The 25,320-nt window shown below is 68.2% G+C and carries 20 protein-coding genes; 11 read left to right on the forward strand and 9 right to left on the reverse strand.

Translation table 11 applies throughout. From position 1 onward, the window contains the following. Nucleotides 1-92 precede the first annotated feature (92 nt). The 6 genes from rtcA (at nt 93) to VLF18_RS11190 (ending at nt 6,981) form a co-directional block, all read left to right on the forward strand. On the forward strand, nt 93-1,133 hold the full coding sequence (rtcA, locus tag VLF18_RS11165; protein WP_325279698.1) for an RNA 3'-terminal phosphate cyclase: 1,041 nt from the start codon (nt 93-95) through the stop codon (nt 1,131-1,133). 83 nt (nt 1,134-1,216) lie between these two features. Continuing rightward, complete coding sequence (locus tag VLF18_RS11170; protein WP_325279699.1) at nt 1,217-2,464, forward strand: 3' terminal RNA ribose 2'-O-methyltransferase Hen1; 1,248 nt, start codon at nt 1,217-1,219, stop codon at nt 2,462-2,464. Further along, nucleotides 2,451-2,618 (forward strand): hypothetical protein, encoded by a 168-nt coding sequence (locus VLF18_RS11175; RefSeq protein ID WP_325279700.1) that lies wholly within the window; start codon nt 2,451-2,453, stop codon nt 2,616-2,618. Before VLF18_RS11170 ends, VLF18_RS11175 begins: the two co-directional genes overlap by 14 nt. 15 nt (nt 2,619-2,633) lie before the next feature. Further along, entirely contained in the window at nt 2,634-5,177 is a 2,544-nt protein-coding gene (locus tag VLF18_RS11180; protein WP_325279701.1) for a polynucleotide kinase-phosphatase, read from the forward strand. Between the two features lie 119 nt (nt 5,178-5,296). Beyond that, nucleotides 5,297-6,223 carry an ABC transporter ATP-binding protein gene (locus VLF18_RS11185; RefSeq protein WP_325279702.1) on the forward strand — a complete coding sequence of 309 codons (927 nt, stop codon included), beginning with the start codon at nt 5,297-5,299 and terminating at the stop codon, nt 6,221-6,223. Next, entirely contained in the window at nt 6,220-6,981 is a 762-nt protein-coding gene (locus VLF18_RS11190) for an ABC transporter permease (protein ID WP_325279703.1), read from the forward strand. Before VLF18_RS11185 ends, VLF18_RS11190 begins: the two co-directional genes overlap by 4 nt. Nucleotides 6,982-7,061: 80 nt before the next feature. On the opposite strand, the gene VLF18_RS11195 is transcribed toward VLF18_RS11190, so the two are convergent. After that, a complete protein-coding gene (locus VLF18_RS11195; RefSeq protein WP_325279704.1) occupies nt 7,062-8,906 on the reverse strand; it encodes a 3-hydroxybutyrate oligomer hydrolase family protein in 1,845 nt (614 codons plus the stop codon). 129 nt (nt 8,907-9,035) lie between these two features. Between VLF18_RS11195 and VLF18_RS11200 the strand changes: the two genes are divergently transcribed. The 4 genes from VLF18_RS11200 to VLF18_RS11215 all read left to right on the forward strand — a co-directional run bounded on the left by VLF18_RS11200 (nt 9,036) and on the right by VLF18_RS11215 (nt 11,205). Continuing rightward, entirely contained in the window at nt 9,036-9,800 is a 765-nt protein-coding gene (locus VLF18_RS11200; RefSeq protein ID WP_325279705.1) for a 3-hydroxybutyrate dehydrogenase, read from the forward strand. Nucleotides 9,801-9,804: 4 nt separating this feature from the next. Next, entirely contained in the window at nt 9,805-10,464 is a 660-nt protein-coding gene (locus VLF18_RS11205) for a response regulator transcription factor (protein ID WP_325279706.1), read from the forward strand. A gap of 188 nt (nt 10,465-10,652) precedes the next feature. Next, entirely contained in the window at nt 10,653-10,832 is a 180-nt protein-coding gene (locus tag VLF18_RS11210) for a hypothetical protein (protein ID WP_325279707.1), read from the forward strand. 175 nt (nt 10,833-11,007) lie between these two features. Next, entirely contained in the window at nt 11,008-11,205 is a 198-nt protein-coding gene (locus VLF18_RS11215) for a DUF3606 domain-containing protein (RefSeq protein WP_325279708.1), read from the forward strand. A gap of 72 nt (nt 11,206-11,277) precedes the next feature. Here the strand turns inward: VLF18_RS11215 and VLF18_RS11220 are convergent, their stop codons facing one another. From VLF18_RS11220 to VLF18_RS11240, 5 genes are all read right to left on the reverse strand, one after another. Then, nucleotides 11,278-12,678, reverse strand: coding sequence for a right-handed parallel beta-helix repeat-containing protein (locus tag VLF18_RS11220; protein ID WP_325279709.1), 1,401 nt, complete (start codon nt 12,676-12,678; stop codon nt 11,278-11,280). Nucleotides 12,679-12,736: 58 nt separating this feature from the next. After that, nucleotides 12,737-14,074 carry a right-handed parallel beta-helix repeat-containing protein gene (locus VLF18_RS11225; protein WP_325279710.1) on the reverse strand — a complete coding sequence of 446 codons (1,338 nt, stop codon included), beginning with the start codon at nt 14,072-14,074 and terminating at the stop codon, nt 12,737-12,739. Between the two features lie 384 nt (nt 14,075-14,458). Beyond that, a complete protein-coding gene (locus VLF18_RS11230; RefSeq protein ID WP_325279711.1) occupies nt 14,459-15,310 on the reverse strand; it encodes a TIGR02452 family protein in 852 nt (283 codons plus the stop codon). A 92-nt stretch (nt 15,311-15,402) separates the two neighbouring features. Beyond that, the gene (locus VLF18_RS11235; protein ID WP_325279712.1) at nt 15,403-18,735 is read right to left on the reverse strand and encodes a hybrid sensor histidine kinase/response regulator; all 3,333 of its coding nucleotides are present in this window, start codon (nt 18,733-18,735) and stop codon (nt 15,403-15,405) included. Nucleotides 18,736-19,043: 308 nt separating this feature from the next. After that, nucleotides 19,044-21,275, reverse strand: coding sequence for a TonB-dependent receptor (locus VLF18_RS11240; RefSeq protein WP_325279713.1), 2,232 nt, complete (start codon nt 21,273-21,275; stop codon nt 19,044-19,046). A gap of 327 nt (nt 21,276-21,602) precedes the next feature. Between VLF18_RS11240 and VLF18_RS11245 the strand changes: the two genes are divergently transcribed. Continuing rightward, nucleotides 21,603-23,006: a GntP family permease gene (locus VLF18_RS11245; protein WP_325279714.1), complete on the forward strand. Its 1,404-nt coding sequence runs from the start codon at nt 21,603-21,605 to the stop codon at nt 23,004-23,006. Between the two features lie 19 nt (nt 23,007-23,025). Here the strand turns inward: VLF18_RS11245 and VLF18_RS11250 are convergent, their stop codons facing one another. From VLF18_RS11250 to VLF18_RS11260, 3 genes are all read right to left on the reverse strand, one after another. Next, nucleotides 23,026-23,976, reverse strand: a complete 951-nt coding sequence (locus VLF18_RS11250) for a DMT family transporter (RefSeq protein ID WP_325279715.1) — start codon at nt 23,974-23,976, stop codon at nt 23,026-23,028. Between the two features lie 47 nt (nt 23,977-24,023). Then, the gene (locus VLF18_RS11255) at nt 24,024-24,848 is read right to left on the reverse strand and encodes an AraC family transcriptional regulator (protein WP_325279716.1); all 825 of its coding nucleotides are present in this window, start codon (nt 24,846-24,848) and stop codon (nt 24,024-24,026) included. Between the two features lie 72 nt (nt 24,849-24,920). Further along, the coding region (locus VLF18_RS11260) for a hypothetical protein (protein WP_325279717.1) at nt 24,921-25,320 on the reverse strand (400 nt) is incomplete at its 5' end.

A 25,320-nucleotide genomic window follows, 5' to 3' on the forward strand; every position in this document is an offset into this window, starting at 1 on the left:
CACCCGCAAGCGCCAGCTCAACTCGCGCGAGCTGCTGGCGGCAAGACTCAACAACGACGCCTGAGCGCGAGCGCCCGGGCAGGAAGGCCCGAATGAAGACGCGAACGGAATCCATGCTCGAACTCGACGGCGCGCAAGGCGAAGGCGGCGGACAGATCCTGCGCTCGGCGCTCAGCCTCGCGATGCTGCAGAGCCGGCCGCTGCGGCTCGTCAACATCCGCGCGGGACGCAAGAAGCCCGGGCTCATGCGGCAGCATCTCGCCTGCGTGAAGGCCGCGGCGAGCGTGTCCAGCGCGACCGTCGACGGCGCCGAGATCGGTTCGACCGCGCTCGAATTCCGGCCCGCTGCGATCCGTCCGGGTCATTTCGAATTCAAGATCGGCAGCGCCGGCAGCACGATGCTCGTACTGCAGACCGTGCTGCCCGCGCTGCTGCAGGCGAACGGCGAAAGCCGCGTCGTCCTCGAAGGCGGCACGCACAACCAGATGGCGCCGTCGTCCGATTTCATCGGCGCCGCGTTCCTGCCGCAGCTCGCGCGCATGGGTGCCGAGGTCGCGATGACGGTCGAACGTCACGGCTTCTTTCCGGCCGGCGGCGGCCGCGTCGAAGTACGCATCGCGCCGCGCACGCTGCGGCCGCTCGAACTCCTCGAGCGTGGCGAGAGCCGCGGCATCGATGCGACCGCCGTGCTGCGCAGCCTGCCGCACCACATCGCGCAGCGCGAACTCGACACCGCCGCGCAGCGGCTCACACTGACGAACCGCCGTCAGCTCGATCTGCCGGCCGGTCCCGGACCGGCCAACGCGCTCGTGCTGACGGCCGCTTTCGAGCACGTGACCGAAGTCGTCGTCGGACTCGGCGAGCACGGCGTCAGCGCCGAGATCGTCGCGAAGACGGCCGCCGACGAACTGCGCGCCTATCTCGCGCACGGCGCGCCGGTCGGCGAGCATCTCGCCGATCAACTGCTGCTGCCGCTGGTACTCGCGGGCGGCGGCAGTTTCGTGACGGGCCGGCCTTCGCTGCACCTCGAAACGAATGCCGCGGTGATTCACGCGTTCGACGCGGCGCGTGTCGACATCCGGCCCGACGGCAGCGACCCGCAACGGCGCTATCGCGTGACCGTCGCGGTCTGAACCGCGACATTGCCTCTCCTTCCGCCGCGCCGCGAATCTTCTCTCCGGCGCGGCGTTCCGCGACATCCTGCACGGTCACTCTCATGCTGCTCAGCATCTCGACGACTCACCGTCCCGCGACCGACCTCGGCTATCTGCTGTCCAAACATCCGGACCGTCTGCAGACCGTCGATCTCGCATTCGGCCAGGCCCACGTGTTCTATCCGCAGGCCGACAGCGAACGCTGCACCGCGGCGCTGCTCCTCGACATCGATCCGGTCGGCCTCGTGCGCGGTCGCGGCGACGGCAGCGAGGGACCGCTCGCGCAGTACGTCAACGATCGCCCCTATGTCGCGAGTTCGTTCCTCGCCGTCGCGCTCGCGCGCGTGTTCCGCTCCGCGCTGGCCGGAACCAGCCGCGGGCGCGAGGAACTCGCGCAGACTCCGATTCCGCTCGACGCCGAGATCGCCGTGTTGCGCTCGCGCGGCGGCGAGGCCTCGATCCGCGATGCGTTCGAACCGCTCGGCTATCGCGTCGAACTCGAACCGTTGCCGCTCGATGCGCGCTTTCCCGAATGGGGCGCGAGCCCGTATTGGCGCGTGAAGCTCAGCGGCTGCCTGCGTCTGCAGGAGCTGCTGACGCACCTCTATGTGCTGCTGCCCGCGATCGACGGCGACAAGCACTACTTCGTCGGCGACGACGAAGTCGAGAAGCTGCTCGCGAAAGCCGGCACCTGGCTCGCGGCGCATCCGCAGCGTGAATGGATCACGAGCCGCTATCTGAAGCGCCGCCGCTCGCTCGTCCGCTCGGCGCTCGCGCGCCTGCTCGATGCGGAAGAAGACGACATCGACAGCACCGAACAGGCCCGCGAAGCCGCCGAGGAACGCATCGAGCGGCCGATGAGCCTCAACGAGCAGCGGCTCGGCGCCGTGCTCGCCGTCCTGCGCCAGAGCGGCGCGCGGCGCGTCGTCGACCTGGGCTGCGGCGAGGGCCGCCTGCTCGCGCACCTGTCTCAAGGAACCGCAGTTCGACCAGATCCTCGGCGTCGACGTGTCGCTGCGAGCGCTCGATATTGCGGCCGAACGCCTGCATCTGGAGCGGCTGCCGCCGTCGCGGCGCGCGCGCATCACGCTCGCGCAGGGCGCGCTGACCTACCGCGACGAACGCCTCGCCGGGTTCGACGCGGCCTGCGCGATCGAGGTGATCGAGCACCTCGATCCGCCGCGGCTGCCGGCGTTCGAGCGCAGCGTGTTCGAGTTCGCACGACCGGCACTCGTCGTCGTGACCACGCCGAACGTGGAATACAACGCACTGTTCGAATCCTTGCCGAGCGGCCGAATGCGCCACTCTGACCATCGCTTCGAATGGACGCGCGACGAATTCCGCGCCTGGGCCGACGGCGTCGCCGCGCGCCGCGGCTACGCGGTACGGCTGCTGCCGATCGGCCCGCTCGACGCGGCGCTCGGCGCGCCGACGCAGATGGCCATCTTCACGCGCGACACCTGACCGGGTCTTCCTGCCATGACAATCACGATTCCCCAACTGAGCCTCGTCGCGCTGATCGGCCCGAGCGGCAGCGGCAAATCTTCGTTCGCGCGACAGCATTTCGCGGCGACCGAAGTGCTGTCCTCCGATACCTGCCGCGGCTGGGTCGCCGACGACGAGAACGCGCAGGACGCGAGTTCCGACGCGTTCGACGTGCTGTATTTCATCGCGCGCAAGCGCTTGGCCGCCGGGCGCCTGACCGTGATCGACGCGACCAACGTGCGCGTCGAGGACCGGCGCCGTCTCGTCGCGCTCGCGCGCGAGTTCCACGTGTTCGCCGTCGCGATCGTGTTCGACCTGCCCGAGGCGAGCTGCCATGAGCGCAACGAGCAGCGCGCGGACCGCCAGTTCGGTCCGCACGTGATACGCGGCCAGACGCGCGCGATGCGCAAGTCGCTGCGCGGCCTGCAGCGCGAGGGCTTCCGTTCGTTCACGGTGCTCAGATCGACCGCCGACGTCGACGCCGCGCGCATCGAGCGCACGCGCCTGTGGAACGACAAGCGCGACGAGCACGGACCGTTCGACCTGATCGGCGACGTGCATGGCTGCTACGACGAACTCGTCGCGCTGCTGCGCGCGCTCGGCTACACGATCGGCGGCACGCGCGAGCAGCCCGAGGTCGTCGCGCCGGCCGGCCGCAAGGCCGTGTTCGTCGGCGACCTCGTCGACCGCGGTCCGGATTCGCCGGGTGTGCTGCGGCTCGTCATGCACATGGTCGGCAACGGCACCGCGCTGTGCGTGCCGGGCAACCACGACGTCAAATTGCAGCGCAAACTCGCGGGCCGCGACGTGCGCATCACGCACGGTCTTGCCGAGACGCTGCAGCAGCTCGAATCCGAAGACGAAGCGTTTCTCAGGCAGGTCGAACGCTTCGTCGACGGCCTCGTCAGCCACTACGTGCTCGACGACGGCCGCCTCGTCGTCGCGCACGCGGGCCTGTCGCAGGAACTGCAGGGCCGCTCGTCCGCGCGCGTGCGCGAGTTCTCGCTGTACGGCGAAACCACCGGAGAGACCGACGAATTCGGCCTGCCGGTGCGCTACGACTGGGCGCAGGACTATCGCGGCAGCGCGATGGTGGTCTACGGCCACACGCCGGTGCCGGAGCCCGAATGGGTCAATCGCACGCTGTGCATCGACACCGGCTGCGTGTTCGGCGGCAAGCTGACCGCACTGCGCTATCCGGAACGCGAACTCGTCTCGGTGCCGGCCGCGCGCATGTACTACGCGCCGGTGAAGCCGCTCGTCGACGATGCCGCGGCACCCGCCGCGCGTGACGTCGCGGTGCTCGATCTGGGCGACGTCGCCGGCAAGCGCAGCATCGAGACGCGCGCGTTCCGGCGCATCACGGTGCGCGAGGAGAACGCCGTCGCGGCGCTCGAAGTCATGAGCCGCTTCGCGATCGACCCGCGCTGGCTCGTCTATCTGCCGCCGACGATGGCGCCGCCGGAGGCCGCGAGCGACGGCGATCTGCTGGAGCGACCGCTGGAAGCGATAGCGGCGTATCGCCATGCCGGCGTGCCCGAACTCGTCTGCGAGGAAAAGCACATGGGCTCGCGCGCGATCGTCGTGCTGTGCCGCAACGCGTCCGTCGCGCTGCGGCGTTTCGGCATCGGCGACGACGGCCGCGGCGCGATCTACACGCGCAGCGGACGCCGCTTCTTCGCCGACCGCGCGCTCGAAGCCGCGCTGCTCGGCCGGCTCGACGTCGCGCTCGAACGCGCCGGCCTCTGGCAGGAACTCGCGACCGACTGGATCGCGCTCGACGCCGAACTGCTGCCGTGGTCGGCCAAGGCGCAGGAGCTGCTGCAGACGCAATACGCGCCGACCGGCGCGGCCGGCGTGTCGGCGCTCGCCGCCGCGGAATCGCTGCTGCAGGCCGCGCGCGCGCGCGGCGTCGCGGTCGAGCCCGATCTCGTGCGCGTGCAGGCGCGCCGCGATGCCGCGCAACGCTTCGTCGATGCCTATGGCCAGTATTGCTGGACGTCCGCCGGCATCGACGATCTGCGCCTCGCGCCGTTCCATGTGCTCGCGAGCGAGCGCAACGTCGGTCTCGCGCGCGACCACCGCTGGCATCTCGGCCTGATCGAACGGCTGGCCGCCGCCGATCCGGGACTGATCCGCCGCACGCAGCACTGCTTCGTCGATCTGTCGGACGAAGCCAGCGTCGCCGCGGCCGTTGCCTGGTGGGAAGCGCTGACTGCCGCCGGCGGCGAAGGCATGGTGCTCAAGCCCGCGAGCGGGCTTGCGACCGGACCGCGCGGCCTGCTGCAACCGGCCGTGAAGTGCCGCGGCCGCGAGTACCTGCGCATCATCTACGGACCGGAATACACGCAGCCGGAAAACCTGTCGCGTCTGCGCCATCGCCGCGTCCACGCGAAGCAGGCGCTCGCGCTGCGCGAATTCGCGCTCGGTCTCGAAGCGCTGTACCGCTTCGTCGATCACGAGCCGCTGCATCGCGTGCACGAATGCGTGTTCGGCGTGCTCGCGCTGGAGAGCGAACCGGTCGACGCGCGGCTCTGAGAGTCACCACGGCCGGCATCATGCCGGCCGTGGCGCGCCGCTGCGCGACGCCGCGGCGCACACACGCGGTCGACGGTGTTTTGCATTACGCTTCGCGCCTCTCCGACGACGAGGTCCGCGTGGACGCCATCATCTCGGTCGCACATCTGAGCAAGGTCTACAAATCCGGCTTTGCCGCACTGAAGGATGTCAGCCTCGATATCCGCCGCGGCGAGATCTTCGCGCTGCTCGGACCCAACGGCGCCGGCAAGACGACGCTGATCAGCATCATATGCGGGATAGTCAATCCCACGGGCGGGACAGTGCTCGCCGACGGACACGACATCGCGCGCGAGTACCGCGCGTCGCGCAGCAAGATCGGTCTCGTGCCGCAGGAACTGTCGACCGACGCGTTCGAAACGGTCTGGGCGACGGTGAATTTCAGCCGCGGCCTGTTCGGCAAGCCGCGCGACCATGCTCTCGTCGAGAAGATCCTGCGCGACCTTTCGCTCTGGGACAAACGCGATGCGAAGATCATGACGCTGTCGGGCGGCATGAAGCGCCGCGTGATGATCGCCAAGGCGCTGTCGCACGAACCGTCGATCCTGTTTCTCGACGAACCGACCGCCGGCGTCGACGTCGATCTGCGCCGCGACATGTGGGCCATGGTCCGCGGCCTGCGCGAGCGCGGCACGACCATCATCCTCACGACGCACTACATCGAGGAAGCCGAGGAGATGGCCGATCGCATCGGCGTGATCTCGAAGGGCGAACTCATTCTCGTCGACGACAAGGCGCAGCTCATGCGCAAGCTCGGCAAGAAGCAGCTGACGCTGCAGCTGCAGACGCCGCTCGAGGAGATTCCCGCAGGCCTCGCCGACTACGCGCTCGAACTCTCCGCCGGCGGCAGCGAACTCGTCTACACCTTCGACACGCAGGCGGCGCAGACCGGCATCGCCGGGCTGCTGCGCCGTCTCGCCGAGCACGGCATCGACTTCAAGGACCTGCATTCGAGCGAGAGTTCGCTCGAAGACATCTTCGTGAGTCTCGTGAGGACCCGCGCATGAATCTGCACGCCATCCGCGCCATCTATCGCTTCGAAATGGCGCGCACCGGCCGCACGCTGATGCAGAGCATCGCCTCGCCCGTGCTGTCGACGTCGCTCTACTTCATCGTCTTCGGCGCGGCGATCGGTTCGCGCATGGGCGCGGTCGACGGCGTCGACTACGGCGCCTTCATCATTCCCGGCCTGATCATGCTGACGCTGCTGACCGAAAGCATTTCCAACGCGTCGTTCGGCATCTACCTGCCGAAATGGTCCGGCACGATCTACGAACTGCTGTCCGCGCCGGTGTCGTGGATCGAAGCCATCATCGGCTACGTCGGCGCCGCGGCGAGCAAGTCGGTGATCCTCGGCGTGCTGATCCTGATCACCGCGCGCTTCTTCGTCGACTACGAGATCGCGCATCCGTTCTGGATGTTCGGCTTTCTCGTGCTGACCGCGGTCACATTCAGCCTGTTCGGTTTCATTCTCGGCATCTGGGCCGACGGCTTCGAAAAGCTGCAGGTCGTTCCGCTGATGATCGTGACGCCGCTGACCTTTCTCGGCGGCAGCTTCTATTCGATCTCGATGCTGCCGCCGTTCTGGCAGAAAGTCGCACTCGTGAATCCCGTCGTCTATCTCGTCAGCGGCTTCCGCTGGAGCTTCTACGGCGTCGCCGACGTCAATGCCGCGCTGAGCTTCGGCATGACCCTGCTGTTTCTTGCGATCTGCCTGGTTACCGTCTGGTGGATCTTCCGCAGCGGCTACCGGCTGCGGAACTGACGTAGGGCGCAACAAGCGAAGCGCATTGCGCCGTCTCACCGGGCGCATTGCGTCGTCTCACACCCGTCGCACGCGCGCCATCACGGTAGCGCGAGGTGTCCTGCTTCGAGCGCCTTGCCGAGTCCGCGCGGCGTGGTCTGTATGACCGCATCGGCCGGCAGTTCGGCCTTGCTGTCGATCGTCGCCCAGACGCGATCGAGCGCGCGGTAGACGTAGGGCAGCAGCGGCACATAGGCCGAGCCGTACTGCGGCAGGCCGAGGAACGCGTCGAAGTGCTGCGCGTTGCGCACCTGCCAGTAGCGCAGATCCGCGCCGGCCGCCTTGGCCTTGGCGGCATAGGGTGCGCTCGTGAATGCAGCCGGCACGAGTCCGTCGTCGAGGCCGTGCAGCACGATGATCGGCAGGTCCTTGCGCGGCAGGCCGGCATGCGTCGCGGCGACGCCCTGCTTCACGCGCGTCGCGGCGGCGTCGCTGCCGGTCCACAGCGCGCGCAGGCAGTTCAGCGCCTCGTGCGGCTCGGCCGGATTCGCGACGCGGATGCCGACGCCGGCGCCCGGCGGAATGCCGCTCGCGTCCGACCACCATGCCGCGCGTTCGGCGCTCGTGCTCGCCCGCGCGCTGCCGTCGGCGTTGACGGCCGCAAAGCCGGCGATGCACGGCTCCTCGCCGGCGCCGAAACGGCCGTAGGCCGATGCATACGTCACGGCGATCGCGCGCCAGAGATCGAAGGTCACGCTGATCGAACCGGCGCGCAGCGCTTCGTCGGTCCAGCCGCCCGCGCGCAGCGCGTCGTAGGCGGCGGTCTGCTGCGCCGGCAGATCCGCGCCTTTGATCAGGCCGGCGGCGGCGGCCGCGGCGCAACGCCTGTCGATGTCGGGCACGCCCGGCAGGCCGAGCTTCGGCAAGGCGCACGGCATCAGCAGCGCGGCTTGCGTCGTGTAGTCGTACAGCGTGCGCGCGCCGGGCGCGTCGACGTAGACGTTCGGTTCGCCGGCGACGACGCCCTTGAGCCAGTCGCCGTCGAGCTCGGCCGCGCGCAGCACGGCGCCGCCGCCGTTGGAGATACCGACCGCGATCACGCGCGTGTTGTCGAACGTGAAGGGCGCCTGCTGCGGCAGCGCTTCGGCGAGCGCGCGCAGGCCGAACTCGGCGGCCTGTTTCACATGGCGGCCCCAGTCCGCCTCGGGGTTGTCCTTGGAATGCGCGTGCTTGAATGCGATGCCGCCGGCCGCCGCGCTGTCGGGCTTGAACGCGAGCGCGTCGCCGGCACCGCCGAGCGTGCCGTCGAGGCGCGCGCCGCGCTTCTCGCCGAGATCGTAATAGTCGGTGCCGGCGCCTTTGTCCGTGTAGGCGATCGCGCAGCCCTTGGGCAGCGCCCACGGTCCGGCGACGGCGATCGCGCCATAGATGCCGCGCGAACCCGACGATGCGGTGACGACGAGGCAGCGTTTCTTCGCGTCGAACGCGTCGGGCACCTGCGCGAGCACGCGATGCGGCTGGGTCGCGCCGGGCACGGTTGCAAAGGCCTGGAATTCGCGGCCCGGCACCATCGGCAGTTCGCCGTAGAGCGTGCCGAAGCCGCCGGCCGGCGTGAGATCGGCAATGCCGCGCCAGTTGCTCCAGATCGCGCGGCGGCGCAATTCCGCCGGCGTCGGCGCGTCGGCGTTCGCGAACGCCGGCGGCGTCATCGCGCGCAGGCCGTCGAGGCCGAGCCCCGCGCTGAGCAGATCATCGGCGTCGCGGTGCTCGCTGACGCGGTGGGCGCTGAACATCGCTTTCGTCTCCGCGGCGTCTTGCGGCGCCGGCTTGGCAGTGGGCGGCGGCGAGGTGGGCGGCGGCGCGCGGTCGCAGGCGGCGAGCAAGGTCAGCGTTGCGAGCGTGCAGACGCGAAGAACGCTGTTCTGCGAGATCAGGGCGATGGTCATTCGCCAACCCTATCAAGCCGGATATGCTCGGCTATCGTACTTTCGTACCAAGCCGGCGCCCAGGGCGGTTGCTAGGCTTGGCTTTTGGCGGCCCGCCGACGGCGTTCGCGGGCCGCAAGGAGAATCGCAATGACGCAACGCTGCATCCTGATCACCGGCGCCGGCAGCGGCATCGGCGCCGGCATCGCCACCGAACTGGCCGCGGCCGGCCACCACATCGTCCTGACCGACCTCGACCGCAGCGCGGTCGACGCCGTCGCCGCGCAGATCCTCGCCGCCGGCGGCTCGGCCGAAGCGATCGCGCTCGACGTGACCTCCGACGACAGCGTCGCCGCCGCGCTCGCCGCCGTCACGCGACCGGTCGACGTGCTCGTCAACAACGCGGGCCTGCAGCACGTCGCGCCGCTCGAAGAGTTTCCGATCGACAAATGGGATTTTCTCGTGCAGGTCATGCTCGTCGGCGTCGCGCGCCTCAGCCGCGCGGTGCTGCCCGGCATGCGCGAGCGCGGCTTCGGCCGCATCGTCAACATCGGCTCGATCCACTCGCTGGTCGCGAGCCCGTTCAAGAGCGCCTACGTCGCGGCCAAGCACGGCCTCGTCGGTTTCTCGAAGGTCATCGCGCTCGAAACCGCGAACACCGACATCACGATCAACACGATCTGCCCGACCTATGTGAAGACGCCGCTCGTCGACAAGCAGATCGCCGATCAGGCGCGCACGCGCGGCATTCCCGAAGCGCAGGTCATCAGCGACGTGATGCTCAAGCCGATGCCCAAGGGCGTGTTCATCGGCTTCGACGAGCTCGCCGGCATCGCCGCGTTCCTGATCTCGCCGCCGGCACGCAACATCACCGGCCAGACGATCACGGTCGACGGCGGCTGGACGGTGCAATAGCGGCATGCCATCGCTGCTGATCGCCGACGATCATCCGCTGTTCCGCGCAGCCTTGCGCGGCGCGGCGGCCGATGCCGTCGACGATCTGCGCGTGCACGAGGCCGACTCGCTCGACGGCGTGCTGAGCGCGCTCGAACGCGAGCCCGACATCGACCTCGTGCTGCTCGACCTGCACATGCCCGGCAATCACGGACTCGCCGGCCTCGCCGCGGTCCGCGCGCAGCACCCGGGCGTCGCCGTCGTCGTCGTGTCGGCCAACGACGATCCGCGCGTCGTGCGCCGCGCGCTCGACCACGGTGCCGCCGGCTACCTGCCGAAGAGTTCCGGCCTCGACGAACTCCGCGAGGCCATCCGCACCGTGCTCGCCTGCGAACAATGGCTGCCGGCAAGCCTGCGCAACAGCGTCGCGCGCGCGCAGTCCTCGGCGCAGGACGCCGACCTCGCCGCCCGCCTCGCGAGCCTGTCGCCGCAGCAGTTCCGCGTGCTCGTGCTCGTTGCCGAAGGACTGCTCAACAAACAGATCGCCGACCGTCTCGACGTGCAGGAACGCACCGTGAAGGCCCACCTGACCGCGATCTTCGACCGGCTCGGCGTGCGCAACCGCACCCAGGCCGGGGTCGTGCTGCGCGAACTCGAACTCAGCGATCCGGCGCGACAGCTCTGACGCCGCGCCCGCTTTGACGCAATTGCGTCATTGGAAAAAATTTCCGTCGCCGACCCGTTCTTGCAGCGCCGCGCTCGCTGCGTCGTCGCGCAATTCGCCGCTGCGGCAATGTTCCGCGAGCCGGAGTGCCGCTGGCACGTCTGTTGCGATTGCGCGAGTACGTCCCCAGAGCAACGACGAGGTCGACCATGTCAACGACGCCGGAAAACCGCGCGCCCGACGACCAGCCGAACGAGATGCAGCGCGCGACGGAACTCGTGCGGCGCCCGAGCCGGCGTCCTGCTGCGCACGACGACGAACACCTCCACGGCACGCGGCTTTCCGCCGGCGACCGCGACCAGCGGCGCAATGAACGCAGCCGCGGCTGACGGCGATTGAGGCATCGCCAAAGCGCAGACAGGAACCCGACGCACGGCTGAATCGCAGACGCGCAGCCTGAAACTTTTCGCAGGCGGCGCCGATCAACGGCTGGCACATCGGTCCTCCGCATCGGGGATTGCGGACACCGCCTCGATCAATCGACGCGACATCGAAGGAGACGACATGCACCTGTCGACCCCGAGCGGCCTCGACGGCCGCGGCGCCATCAACATCGCCGTGCGATGGGAATTGAACTACTGGGCCACGCGCTTCGGCCTGACGCCCGACGAACTCATCCGGGTCGTCGCCGAAGTCGGCACCGACGTCGCCGACGTGCGCGATGCGCTGTTCGGACCGGCGCCACGGATGGGTTCGTGCTGAACTCGCCGATTCGGCAGCGAAAAGGAGCGGGCGCACGAGCGCCCGCTCCGGTTTTCTACAGATGCTGCTCAGTTACGGCTGAGCATCGTTGTCGGCGTTGTGGCTACCCGTTCCGTAGATGATCGAGTCCGACACGCCAATCATCGGCGCGTACGTATTTCCAGCGACGACTGCGGGCACCGCGACATTGCTGACGAGCGCGTGCAGCATGCTCGGCGTCGGTGCCGAATCGTAGTAGTAGTTGTCGAGGATCGAGACACGCTCGGTCGTCACTGCCGGCAGCGCGGGCACACTGCTGTTGCAGATCGGCAACGGGATCGCCGCGCTTGCGGGGAAGGTGCCGACGTTGAGGCCGAGCCCCGTCGTCGTGCCGACACCTTCGTTGAACGTGCTGTTTCCCGAAACCAGTACGCCCTTCGCACCCAGCAGGTTCACGCCGGCCGCGTAGTTGTTCGGCCCTTGCCCGCTCGTCATGTTGCCGGCGATCAGTCCGTGGCGCGCGGGCGTCATCCCGATACCCTGCGAGTTGTGGCTGTGGGCGAGATTGAACGTGAAGCTCGTCGATTCGTTGGTCGTGCCGTCCGTATGCAGCCCAAGCGCGTCGATGCCGCCGACACCGGCCGTCGCGTTCTGGCCACGGGCGATGTTGTTGTTGATCACGACGTTCTTGCTGAATTGCGGACCACCAACGCAGGCGGGCCAGTCGCTGAAGACCGAGATGCCGCCGCCATTGCACTGGTTGACGATCGAATTGGAGATGATCGCGTTTTCGACACCGCGGTAGAACGCGAAGCAGACGTCGGCGATGTTGAACACGCGCAGGTTGTTGACGATTACGTCCTCGGAGCCGTGACCGATCGCTGTCGTGTTGACGGAGTCGTGCGCCGTCACGCCGTCGACCAGCACATTGCTGGCTCCATCGAGTTCGAGCGGCCACTGCGGGATACGACGAATCGTCAGACCGCGGATCGTGATGTCGCGCACGTCGACGCTGTAGTCGGCGATCGCGGGACCACCCGATACGATGCCGCCCATGCAGCAGCCCGAGGCCAGCTGCGTGTAGTTGGCATGGCCGCCATCGAGCGTACCCGTGCCTTCGATGATGACGTCGTGCGTGCCGTCTTCGAGCGTGTACATACCGCGTTGCGTCGCCCCTCCCACTGGCCAGACGTAGCCGCTGAGCAGGAGCAGGCCGTTCTGGATCACGTGCGTATTCGAACGAACTATCAACGGGCCGGAAATCTTGCAGCCGGTCGGCGTCGCGGGGATCTCGACGACGGTCATCTCGGGGTTGCCGTGGTTGAGCATGGCCTGCAGTGCAATGGTGTCGTCGTTGCCGGCGCATATTGAGGTTTTTTCGATGCCGGCGATCTTCTCGACCTCCGGTTTCTTCGCCCCCGCCTGCAGGTCCTGTGCCGCAAGAACGGCAAACGGCAACAGGCCGACGAACCCTGCCAGTATTCTGTGTTTCATGGATTTGTTTCCTTCATGTGAATGCAGTTGCAGCGGATCGACGCGTTACGCCCGACGCTCACGGCGTCAGGTAGTTGCGCTGCACGCTGCCGGTTGCGTAGCTGAAGTAATCCAGCAGACCCGTGCTGAAGGAATTCCCCGTCGAAACGATCGGTGCCGCGAGCGTGCCGGCCATCGCGCCGGTCATCGTCTTGGGCGACTGGTCGTCATAGATCAGATTGCCGGTGATGTTGATGCGCGCGCCCGCAGCCAGACCCGGCGCCGTTTCGATGACCGCGATGCCGAGACCCGTGGTCGTGCCCTGTCCTTCGTTGTAGATCGTGTTCGCCGCGACTTTCACCTGGCGCGAGTTGGCAACGAGAATGCCGGGCTGGTATCCCGCCGCAGCGTTGCCGTTGTGATGCGTCATGTTCGACGTGATCTGGCAGTTGTCGCAGGGCACGACGCCGATGCCGTAGTTCCGATTGTGATGTGCCTGATTCGCCGAGATGTTGATGCCGGTGGCGACCGCCGAGCTGGCCGCGCTGCCTACCTGTATGCCCACGTGCGCTTCGCGCACGATGTTGCCGTCGACGGTGACGTTGGCGTTCGCGTGCGCGACCGCGTATCCGCTCGGGCGATCGCCGAATACGTGGATGCCGACGCTTCCGCAGTCGGACACCACGGAGTTCGACACGGTCGACTCGGTAACGCCGCGATAGAGCTGGATGCAGCTCTGGTCGATTCCCGACACGCGCAGATTCACGAGGGCCGCGGATTTCGTGTCGTGCCCGATTTCGATGCCGTAGTACGAGTCCTTGGCCGTGACACCGTCGACGCGCAGATTGTCGGTGCCGTCGATCCGCACAGGCCATTGGCCCATGTTCTTGATCGTCATGCCGTGAATCGTCACGCGCTGCGCATTCGGCGTGCTGCTCGGATAGTCGCCGAGCGTCGGTCCGCCGGCGGTGATGCCGCTGGCTGCCGCGACGTTCTGGCCGTCGATGATGCCGCCGCCTTCGATGCGGACATCCGTCGCACCGTCGGCGAGGTTGTACATGCCGAAAGCGTTGCTCGATGCGCTCCAGGTGGTCTTTGCGCGGACGAGTCCGCGTTGGATGATCGACGTGTTGGAGCAAACTTCGAGCGGCGCCGTCGTACGGCAACCGTTGGGCGTCGCCGGAATGACGGCCGGCGCGCCATTCAAGGAAGCGGCGTGGATCATCGACTGCAGCGCGGACGTATCGTCGGCGCTGCCGTCGCAGACCGGCGTGGTGACGGTCGGTGGCGTGGTCGGGCAGGTTGCCTGTGCGCCGCCGGCGGCGGCAAGCAGCGCGAGTGCGATGAGAGTGCGTCGATAGCAGCGCGGAGAATTCGACTGAGCAACAGACGGACGCGCGAAAACGTGAGTACGCATGAGATGCCTCGGAGTGGGGGTTGAGTACGGTGCCGCCTGTGTTCATTGACACGATGTCGAACGACGGCACCGGAAATGTAGATCCAGGCGATCTCACGGCTTCGGACTTGGCTCAGCGCTCAGCTTCGTTGCCGCAATACTTCGCGACGCAGTTTCGGCGTCGACGATTTTTCACCGAAGCTTCCTGCACACGGCATCTGCGTCGCGCCACGTGAGGTGCCCGTGTCGCCGTCATGCGTGCGCCGTCAGCACGGCCACGCTGCGCAGAATGCGGCCTCGTCTGTTCATGTTCGCGGGCGGCGCCGAGATCGGCTGTTTCGGCAAGGCCGCGAACACGTTCTTAGCCACCAGCCCGGAAGCCGTATCGGCAGCGCGTGACGTCCGTCAGGCGATCCCGCGCAACGCTGTCTCGAACGCACGGAACGTCAGTTTCGGGACTGACGAATCGAGCACTGAAAAGCGCACGCGGTCGAATCGCGACGACCAGGCCGGATCGCGCAGCAGATCCGCAAACGTCGCGGCGACCCGTGCCGGATCGTTGCGGAATACGCCACAGCCCCAGGCGCCGAGTACGAGATGGCGAAACCCGCGCTCGGCGGCAAGCGCCAGCACGCAGGCCGCGCGACGTTTCAGCGTTGATTCGATCGCACCGACTTCGGCCGGCCGCTGATTGCGGATCGCACCCGCATTCGGCGCGGCCGCGGTGATGAACGCCACGCGCTGCGGCCGGCGCAGCAGTGCGCCCTCGTCGTCGCGGAACACCGGGCAGCCCGGCGACAGGATCATCGCGTCGGAATACAGCAGCGACGGAGAGCGGCGATGCCGTTCGTAGAAAGCCGGCGCGTCGAGCTGCGACGCGTACAGCGCGGAGCTGCGCGCGAGCGATTCCTCCTGCGCCTGCGCACCGCCGAGGAATCCACCGCCGGGATTTTTCGCCGATGCAAAATTCAACGCGGCGACGGATTCGCCGCCGTGGTCTGTCACGAGCGCGGCTATTCCCTGCAGCGTCGTTTCGTTCACGACCTCGACGCGCGCGATCGCCGATGCGGGAACCGGCTCGCGTGCCGCTTCGCACAAGGTCTGCAAACGTTCGGGAGTGTAGAGGCGCGTGTCGCTGCGACAGGCGGCGATCGCCGCGGAGATGTCGATCGTCTCGCCCCGAGGCGGGGTATAGCGGCCGGACGCGATGATGCGCAGCGTGTCTTCGGCCAATTGCTTGCGGTGTTCTCGATTCATGCTTCCCGTCCGGGTCCGTCCCATCCGCTGCCCTCAGCGGAAGTCGGCGCGGATGGTACATGGGGCGCACGGCCGTTGTCTCGCAGACTCCCCTATCCGTTCACCGCGCGCGCCGCCAGCACGCGGTCGAGCACCGACTTCAGCGCCAGCGGCTTGATCGGCTTGATCAGCAGCGGCAGCCCGGCTTCGGCGACGGCCTTGCGCGTCGCGTCGCCGGTGTCCGCGCTGAGGATCACGCTGGGGCGCGCGGCGAAGCGTGCGCGCAGGCGTTCGTGCAGCGCGACGCCGGTGTCGCCGGCGTCGAGATGGAAGTCGAACAGCCAGAGGTCGACTTCGCGCTGGTCGAGCAGCGCGGCGGCAGCGGCGGCGTCGGCGGCGTCGGCGACTTCGCAGCCCCAGCTGCGCAGCAGGCGTGTCATTGCATCGCGCGACGCGGCCTCGTTGTCGACGACGAGCACGTGCATGCCGGCGAGGCGCGGCTTCGTGTCGCCGGCGCTCGCGCGGTCGCGCGGCGGCGCAGCGGCGCGCGGTACGACGATGCCGAATGCGGTGCCGCGGCCGACGCGGCTGCGCAGGATCAGCGGCGCATCGAGGAGCTGTGCCATGCGCTCGGCGATCGCAAGTCCGAGGCCCAGACCAAGGCCGGCCGCATCGTCGCCGCGACGGAATTCCTCGAAGATCGTGCGCTGCTGCTCCGGTGCGATGCCGGGGCCAGTGTCGTGGACTTCGACCTGCAACTGCGCGCCGCGGCGGCGCACGCCGAGCAGCACGCGACCGCTCGCGGTATAGCGCACGGCGTTCGCGAGAAAGTTCTGCAGCACGCGGCGCAGCAGTTGCGGATCGCTGCGCACCCACGCGGACGTCGCGCGATAGCGCAGCACGAGCCCGCGCTCGGCCGCGAGTGCGCGGAACTCCGAAACCAGCGGATCCAGCACTTCGGCAAGCGGAAATTCACGCCATTGCGCCGTCAGGCCGCCGGCTTCCAGGCGCGACATGTCGAGCAGGCCGGTCAGGAGATCGGTCGTCGAATCGAGCGCGCCGCGCGTCTGGTCGACGAGTTCGCGCTGCGCCGGCACGGCGATCTGCTGCGCGAGCGCGTCGGTGAACAGATGTGCGGCGTGCAGGGGCTGCAGCAGGTCGTGGCCGATCGCGGCAAGGAAGCGGCTCTTCGCGTCGTTCGCGCGTTCGGCTTCGCGCTTGGCGTGTTCGAGCAGGGTCGTGCGGTCGGCGACGCGCTGTTCCAGCGTCTCGTTGGACTGGATCAGCGCGGCCTCGGCGCGGCGGAACGCGGTGACGTCGGTGAACGTCGCGACGAAGCCGCCGCCGGGCATCGGGTTGCCGCGGATCTCGACGATGCTGCCGTCGGGAAACACGCGCTCGGACAGATGCGGCGTGCCGGCGCGCATGTGCGCGAGCCGGCGTTGCAGCGCCGTGCCGGCGCTGTCCCGGTGCGGCATGCGCTGCAGCGCCCAGGCGGCGAGGTCGGCGACCGGCGCACCGACGCGCAGCAGGTTTTCGGGAAATCCGAACAGTTCCACATAGCGCCGGTTCCAGGCGACGAGGCGCAGTTGCGCATCGACGACGCTGATGCCCTGCGTCATGTTCTCGAGTGCGGCCTCGAGCAGGCGCTGGTTGAAGCGCAGCTCCTGCGAGACCTCGCCGACGATCGCGGCGACGGTCTCGAGTTCGGCGCCGGCCTCGCGCTGCGCCGCGTCGAGCAGCAGCCGCGCCGAGGCACTGCCGAGCACCGCGGCCAGTTCATGCTCGACGCGCGCTTCGATCGCCGCCGGCACGGCGCCGCGCAGCGGCGCGTCGTGCAGCAGTTCGTCGAGACGCTGTTCCGGCAGGAAACGCCGGCCCGCGTTGCGCAGCGCGCGCTGGTCGAAGCCGAGTTTCTCGCGCAGCGGCCCGGGCCGCCACGCGGCCAGCGCGAAGGTCACGAGCGTGCCGACGAACAGGCTCGCGGCGACCGCGCGGCCGAGGCGGCTCCAGCCGGTCAGTCCGAACAGCGCGTCGGGCGCGAGCCAGGGCTGGCCGTAAAGACCGTGTTCGAGCCAGTCCGGCGCGACGCCGCGCACCTGCGCGGCCAGCGGCACGAGCAGTGCCCAGCACCAGATCGCGAAGCCCGCCGCGATGCCCGCGATGACCGCGCGCGGCGGCGTCTGCGGGCGCCACACGGCGAAAGCGAGTGCCGGCGTCAGCGTCGCGAGCGCCGAGAACGACACGGCGCCGACGTCGGCGAGCGCTTCGTTGCCGGCGATGAGCCGGTTGTAGGCCCAGGCCAGCAGCATGATCGCGGCGATGCCGACGCGGCGCAGCAGCAGCACGGTGCCGCGCAGATCGCCGCCGCCCGAGCGCAGCCATGCGCCGCGCAGCAGGCCCGGTGCGAGCCAGTGATTGCCGATCATCAGGCTCAGGGTCAGTGTGCTGACGACGACCATGCCGGTCGCTGCGCTCAAGCCGCCGAGAAACGCGAACAGCGCAAGACCTTCGTGCCCCTGCGACAACGGCAGCGCGAGCACGTACAGATCCGGCGAAAGACCGCTGTCGGCGAGCAGCGCGTCGCCCGCGTGCGCGAGCGGCAGCAGCGGCAGCGCGATCAGCAGCAGGTACAGCGGAAACAGCCAGCGCGCAGTGCGCACGTGCGATTCGTCGCGGCATTCGACGACGCCCACGTGAAACTGGTGCGGCAGCGTGAACATCGCGAGCGCGCCGAGCAGCACGAGCGGCAGGAAGCCCGCGGTGGTCGCGCGCGACGGCGCGTCCGGCTGGGCCGGCAGATCGAGTCCGAACAGCACGAACACGCCGAGCGCGAGCATCGCGGCGAGCTTGAACAGCGATTCGAACGCGATCGCGAGCACGATGCCGCGATTGTGTTCGGCCGCACTGACGCGGCGCGTGCCGAACAGCATCGCGAACACGCCCATCGCGAGCGCGACGTACAGCGCGCCGTCCTGCCATGGCGACGCGGAAGCCTCGGCGCTCGAACGCGTCAGCACGGCATAGCTCATCGCGACGGCCTTGAGCTGCAGCGCGATGTAGGGAATCAGGCCAAGCGCGGCGACTGCAGTGACGCTCGCGGCGACGCCGGAGCTCTTGCCGAGCCGTGTGGCAATGAGATCGGCGAGCGAAGTCGCATTCGATGCGCGCGCCAGGCGCACGAGCTTCACGAGCGCGATCGCCGCGAACGCATACAGCACGATCGTGCCGATGAAAGTCGGCGGCAGCGGCCAGCCGTAGCGCGCCGCCTGCGTGACCGTGCCGTAGAACGTCCACGACGTGCAGTAGACCGCGAGCGACAGCGCGTAGACGTAAGGCCACCAGCGCGCGAGCCCGTTCGGGCGGCGCTCGGCATAGAGCGCGACGCCGAACAGCGCACCGAGCCAGAGCAGCGCTGCCAGCACGACCGGGCCGACACTCAACATAGCCTCGCCTCGCGGAAACGACGCGGCATCGTAAGGCAGAAAAGCAGGAACGAGGGAAGAGAAGTGAGAAACGCGTCGAAGCGCGACGCTGCTCCGCGTTTCTCGCTCCGCTTCACGCTTCACTCAAAACAGGCTTCCGTGCCTCGCCCGATCGGCAAAGACGTCCGGCGCGCGGCCCCGGAGGAGAGAAGAGCCCGCACGCCGGAAAACAGGAACCAACGCAGGAATGGCAATCGGAAGCGCGGTCGTGTACGCCGCGACGGCGTCAGGCGCGTTCCTCACGTTCGCTCCTCCCGCTCTTTCTTCACTCAAAAGTCATACCGCGCGCTGACCGTGTACTGCCGCGGCGGACCGTAGAAGCCCGTGAGCACGCCGAGCACCGGAATGTTGTAGCCCGTGGTGCGGTATTCCTTGTCGGTCAGGTTCGTGCCCTGCAGGGAAAGCGTCCAGTCCGGATTGACCTTCCAGATCACGCCGGCATTGAGCAGGCCGTAGCCGTCCTGCCTGATGACCGGACTCAGGTCCGTCGTCGGCCAGACTTCGCTCTGGTAGCTGTAGCCGACGCGCGTCGCAAGGTTGCCGCCGCTTGCGAGTTCGGTGCGGTATTCCAGATTGACCGCGCCCGAGAAACGCGGTGCATTCGTGAACTTCTGCACGCCGGCGACGTTGACGCCCTGCGTGATGAACTCGTCGTACTTCGCATCGAGCCACGCGAGGTTGCCGCTGAGTACCCAGTGCTCGTTCGGCAGCCACTGGTATTCCATTTCGAGGCCTTCGATGTGGCCCTTGCCGGCGTTCGTGAAATCGCCGAAGAACGCGTCGTCGACGCCGTCGCCGTTGCTGTCGAACGCGGTGAACACCGACAGCTGGATGTCTTCGTATTTGTTGTAGAAATACGCGAAATTCAGGAACAGGCTCTGGTCGGCCAGCGACATCTTCGTACCCACTTCGAAGCTGTCGACCTTTTCGTCGTCGAACGGCTCGGCCGAGCGCGGCACGGCGACGGAGTTCGCGCGGATGTTGAAGCCGCCGGACTTGAAGCCGCGCGAGGCGACGCCGTAGAGCATCACGTTGTCGGTGAGCTTGAAGTCGAGCGCGACCTTCGGCGACACGTTGGTGAAGTTCACCGTGCGATTGAAGTTTGCAACCGTCGTCGTCGGCGTCGTGAACGTCGCGTCGGTATAGCCGCGGTTGAGAACGATCGCGTGCTTGTCCTCGTCGGTCCAGCGCGCGCCGAGATCGAGCGAGAAGCGGTCGGTGAAATCGAACGTCCAGTCGGCATAGGCCGCGAGGCTTTCGGTATAGACCGTGCCCTGCGTGTCGCCGAAGGAGGCATTGAAGAAGTTGTTGAGCACCTGGCCGCCGGCTTCGCCGTCGAAGCTGTAGAGACCCATGACGCCGCGCGCCATGCCGCCGCCGTCGTAGTTGACCTGCACTTCGTTCGTGGTCTGCTCGTCGCGGTAGAACGCCTTCACGTCGGCGATCTTGTTCGGCAGCGTGTCGAAGTCGATGTTGGTTTCGGTATCCGAATCGCGGCGCGCGAAGATGTACTTGAACGCCCAGGAATCGGTCGCACGCCAGTTCGCGGTCGCCGACGCGCCTTTCATCTGCGTGTCGTTGACGTTGGGCATGCCGCTTCGGATGTCGTAGCGGTCGTCCAGCGGTGCGACGCCCGGTGCGAAGCGGTTCGCGGCGAGCATCTTCGCGCCGCGCACGCCGGACTGGTCGTCCATCCAGTCGAACGCGACGTTGACGTCGAAGCGCTCGCTGATGTCGGCGCCGACGCTCGCGCGGAACGCGTTGATCTCCTTGTCGGAGACCGGCGCGCCGTTGGTCAGGTTCTCGCCGAAGCCGTCGCGGTTGAGACTCGCGACCGCGAGGCGCGCGCGGATCGGACTGTCGCTGCCGCCGATCGGACCGCCGAGCGCGCCCTTGGCGTCGAGCTGGCCGTAGTTGCCGACGGTCAGCTGCGCATAGCCTTCGGCGTCCTTCGGCAGGCTCTTGGAAATGTATTTGATCGCGCCGCCGATCGTGTTCTTGCCGTAGAGCGTGCCCTGCGGGCCGCGCAGCACTTCGACGCGGTCGACGTCGAACACGTCGAGCAGCGCGCCCTGCGGACGCGCGATGTAGACGTCGTCGAGGTAGATGCCGACGCCGGGATCGACGCCCCAGAGCGGATCGGACTGGCCGATGCCGCGGATGTACGCGGTCACCGTGCTGCTCGAACCGCGCGCCGCATAGATGGTCAGGTTCGGCACCTGCGCGTCGAGATCGCCGATGTCCTCGACGTTGAGTTTTTCCATCGCGTCGGCGGTGAAGGCGGTGACGGCGACCGGCACGTCCTGCAGCGTTTCCTCGCGCTTGCGCGCGGTCACGGTGACGCGGTCGAGCGTGGTGGCGCTGCCTTCGGACTCGCCCTCCGCAGCGGCGGCCGTCGTTTCCGCCGCGCTTTCCGTCGTCGCGGTCGCCTCGTCGTTCGCCCATGCCGCAGGCGCCGCCAGCACGCAGACAATGGCCAGCGCCAGGTAGTTTCGTTTCATCCGCTTCATTCGCTTCCCCTCGTAGTCAATCTCTGAAAACCGCCGTCCCGGCGATTTTTAGAGTCGCCAAATCCGGCGCAGGTCCGGATTGGGCTCCGCTGATCAAGCGCTTGCGCGCTTGATCGCGAGCGGCGCATGGCTGCGCCGCGGGAACGTCGAAATCCTTCGACGTTCCCGCTACCGGGTGCGTCTTGTCAGCGGACCCCTGCCGCCGTTTGTGCCGCAAAGGCTAGGTCGCACCCGCGCGGCGCGGCATCGTACCTTCGGACAATGGGCCGCCCGCGGACGCTTCCCGACACTCGCCGCGTCGGGCGTCCGGAGCCGGGAATGTCTTTTCTGATCGTGTTGGCCGCTTTGTGTTTCCTGATGTGGATCGCCTACCGCGGCCATAGCGTCATCCTGTTCGCGCCGGTCGCCGCACTCGGCGCGGTCCTGCTGACCGACCCCGCGCTCGTCGCGCCCATGTTCACCGGCCTGTTCATGGACAAGATGGTCGGTTTTCTCAAGTTGTACTTTCCGGTGTTCCTGCTCGGCGCGGTGTTCGGCAAGCTGATCGAGGTGTCGGGGTTTTCCAAGGCCATCGTCGCGGCGACGATCCGCGTGTTCGGCGCCGACCGCGCGATGCTGTCGATCGTCGCGGTCTGCGCGCTGCTGACTTACGGCGGCGTGTCGCTGTTCGTCGTCGTGTTCGCGGTCTATCCGTTCGCGGCCGAGCTGTTCCGCCAGAGCGACATCCCGAAGCGCCTGATCCCCGGCACCATCGCGCTCGGCGCATTCACGTTCACGATGGACGCCCTGCCCGGCACGCCGCAGATCCAGAACATCATTCCGTCGACGTTCTTCGGCACGAATTCCTGGGCCGCGCCGGTGCTCGGCTGCATCGGCGCCGTGTTCATCCTGATCGTCGGCCTGGTCTATCTCGACTGGCGCCGCCGGGCCGCGCGCGCCGCGGGCGAAGGCTACGGCGACGCGGCGAACCTGCAGAACGAGCCCGCGGCGTTCGCCGGCACGGCGCTCGCGCATCCGCTGGTCGCGATCCTGCCGCTGATCCTCGTCGGCGTGACGAACAAGCTGTTCACGAGCCTGATTCCGCGCGTCTACGGCGCGAGCCACGAATTCCTGCCGGCGGCCATGGGCAAGGCCGCGCCGGTCGTGCAGGAGGTCTCCAAGGTCGCCGCGATCTGGGCCGTCGAAGGCGCGCTGCTCGTCGGTATTGCGAGCGTGCTCGCGTTCGCCTGGAAGCCGGTGTCGGCGAGTTTCGCCGAAGGCACGCGCAGCGCGATCGGCGGCGCGCTGCTCGCGGCGATGAATACCGCGTCCGAATACGGGTTCGGCGCCGTGATCGCCGCGCTGCCGGGCTTCGTCGTCGTCGCGCAGGCGCTCGCCGCGATTCCCAATCCGCTCGTCAACGAAGCCGTCACCATCACGGCGCTGGCCGGCATCACCGGTTCGGCCTCCGGCGGCATGAGCATCGCGCTCGCGGCGATGGCCGAGACGTTCGTCGCGAACGCGAACGCCGCGAACATTCCGATGGAAGTGCTGCACCGCGTCGCCTCGATGGCCTCCGGCGGCATGGACACGCTGCCGCACAACGGTGCGGTGATCACGCTGCTCGCCGTCACCGGCCTCACGCACCGGCAGGCCTACACGGATATTTTTGCAATCACGCTCATCAAGACCGCGGCCGTGTTCGTCGTGATCGCGGCGTTCTATCTGACCGGCCTGGTGTAGATCGGGCCGAGCCGCAGGCTCAGCCCAGCCTACGGGGTTTCAGGCGCGTTGCGAGGACGACGCCGGCGACGAGCAGCGCTACGCCGATCAGCGTCAGCGGCTTCGGCATCTCGCCACGCAGCAGGAATGCGTATGCGAGCGCGGCCAGTGTCTCGAACACGATCAGTTGTCCCGCGATCGTCGTCGGCAGTCGCTGGCTCGCCTGGTTCCAGCACAGCGTGCCGAGCCAGGACGCGAACAGGCCAATGGTCAGCATCAGCGCGACGAAGCGCAGCGGCTGCGGGCCCAGCGGCATCGGATAGCCGGGCGCGGTCCAGGCACTCGCGATCCAGACGGCGGCATAGCCGACGGCGGCGAGCGGCAGCGTGACGAGTCCCTGCGCGGTCGCCCAGGCGCGCGGCGAACGGTCCGGATGCGCGCGCAGCCAGTCGGCGTTGCGCAGCGGATACCAGGTCCAGCAGGCGACGGCGGCGAGCGCGAGCAGCGCGCCGATCGCATAGCGGCCGGCATCGGCCGCGGGATCGGCGCGCAGTGCCGCGAGTTCGACCTGGTTGACGCAGGCGACACCTAGCGCGATCAGCGCAAGCGGCACCGCGAGTTCGCGCCAGCGCAGCCGGCCGTCGCGCTGTGCGTTGCGCCGGTTGGCGGTCAGCGCGATGACCACGGGCAAAGTGCCGATGATCATCGTCGGCAGCGGCCCGCCGGCGCGCTGGATCGCGGCGGCGAGACAGACGTAGTAGACGACGTTGCCGATCGCCGAGAGCTTCAGCGCTTCGATCCAGTCGGCGCGCGCAAGGCGGTACAGCTCGCCGCGGTCGAACCACGCGAGCGGCAACGCGATCAGGCCGAACGCGAGATAGCGGCCGACCGACTGCAGCACCGCCGGATAGTCCGGCAGCAGCAGCGGACCGACGAAGACGATGCCCCAGAACAGGCCGGCGACGAGTGCATAGGCGATACCGACGATCATCTGCGCAGCCTGCCGCGGCGTGCCGCCGGCGTCTTGCAGCAGATTGCTCAGCGCTGAACCTGGCGCTGGTAACGCGCCGGCGTCACGCCGTAGCGCTGCGCGAACGCGCGCGTGAGGTGCGCCTGGTCGGCCAGGCCGCAGGCCGCGGCGACGGCCGCCGGCGCGGCGCCGGCGGCGAGCTGGCGCTTGGCCTGCTGCAGCCGCAGCGCCATCAGCATCTGCTGCGGCGTCACGTGGTAGTGCGCGCGGAAGCGGCGCAGGAAGTGGAACGGACTCAGGTTCGCGACCGCGGCGAGCCGGTCGAGCGTCAGCCGCTCGGCAAGATGCGCGTGCAGGAACTCCACGACGCGCTCGAACCGCGGCGCCGCCTCGACCGTCGCCGGCCGCGGCCGGCGCGCATGCGGCGCGAGTTCGTCGAGCAGTGCGAGCAGCAGGCCGTCGAACGCGAGTGGTGCCTGCGCGTGCCAGAGACGTTCAAGCAACGCGGTCACGCGCTGCGCGCGCGCCGCGTCGGCCTGGACCGCGTCGGCGAACCACCAGTCCGGCTCGCCGGTGATCTCGGCGGCGACGTCGGCATCGAGATAGATCATGCGATAGCGCCAGCCCGCATCGGTTTCGGCGCGGCCGGTATGCAGCTCGTCGGGATTCATCAGCACCAGCGAATCCGGCGGCGCGAGATGATCGGCGCCGCGCAGCCGGAAGCGCTCGACGCCGCGCTCGATCGCGCCGAGGCCGAACGCCGCGTGCGCGTGCGGCTCGAACGCGTGACGCACGATGTGCGCGCGATACAGCTCCACGCCGTCGCGATGCGCCGGATGCCGGAACTGCGCGCTGTCGGCCGGAAAAACGAAACTGTCGGGAACGCCCTGCATCGCGTCAGCTTGCCACCGCCGGATCGGGCGCGCGAGCCGCACCTTGGTCGAGTTCGCGCCGGAACCCGCACGCTATGACGGACCTCTGAGCGCGAGCCCGCGCGCCACGGCCGCGGCCGCCGCCGCGACGAACGGCACGCTCATCATCGAATAGTGGCAACCGGGCACTTCGTGCAGCCGGATCGCCTCTGCGGGCAGCACGCGCTCCCAGCCGCGACAGTTCTGCATCGACGGAAAATCACAGCGCTGCGCCTTGATCAGATCGACGGTCAGATGCAGCGACCTGGCGGCATAGCGTCGCGCGGCGATCGCATAGATTTCGTGGCGCGCGAGACACTCGCGGCGCCGCGCCGGCTCGAGCGCGGCAATGTATACCGGTACGTCGATGAAATCGGCCGGCGGCTCGTCCGTCGTCGGTTCGTCGAAGCGGTAGTAGCTGTCGATGAGGCCGAGATAGTCGACCGGCTCGCCC

Origin of the sequence: Tahibacter sp., from assembly GCF_035481375.1 — a bacterium.
Lineage (GTDB): Bacteria > Pseudomonadota > Gammaproteobacteria > Xanthomonadales > Rhodanobacteraceae > Tahibacter.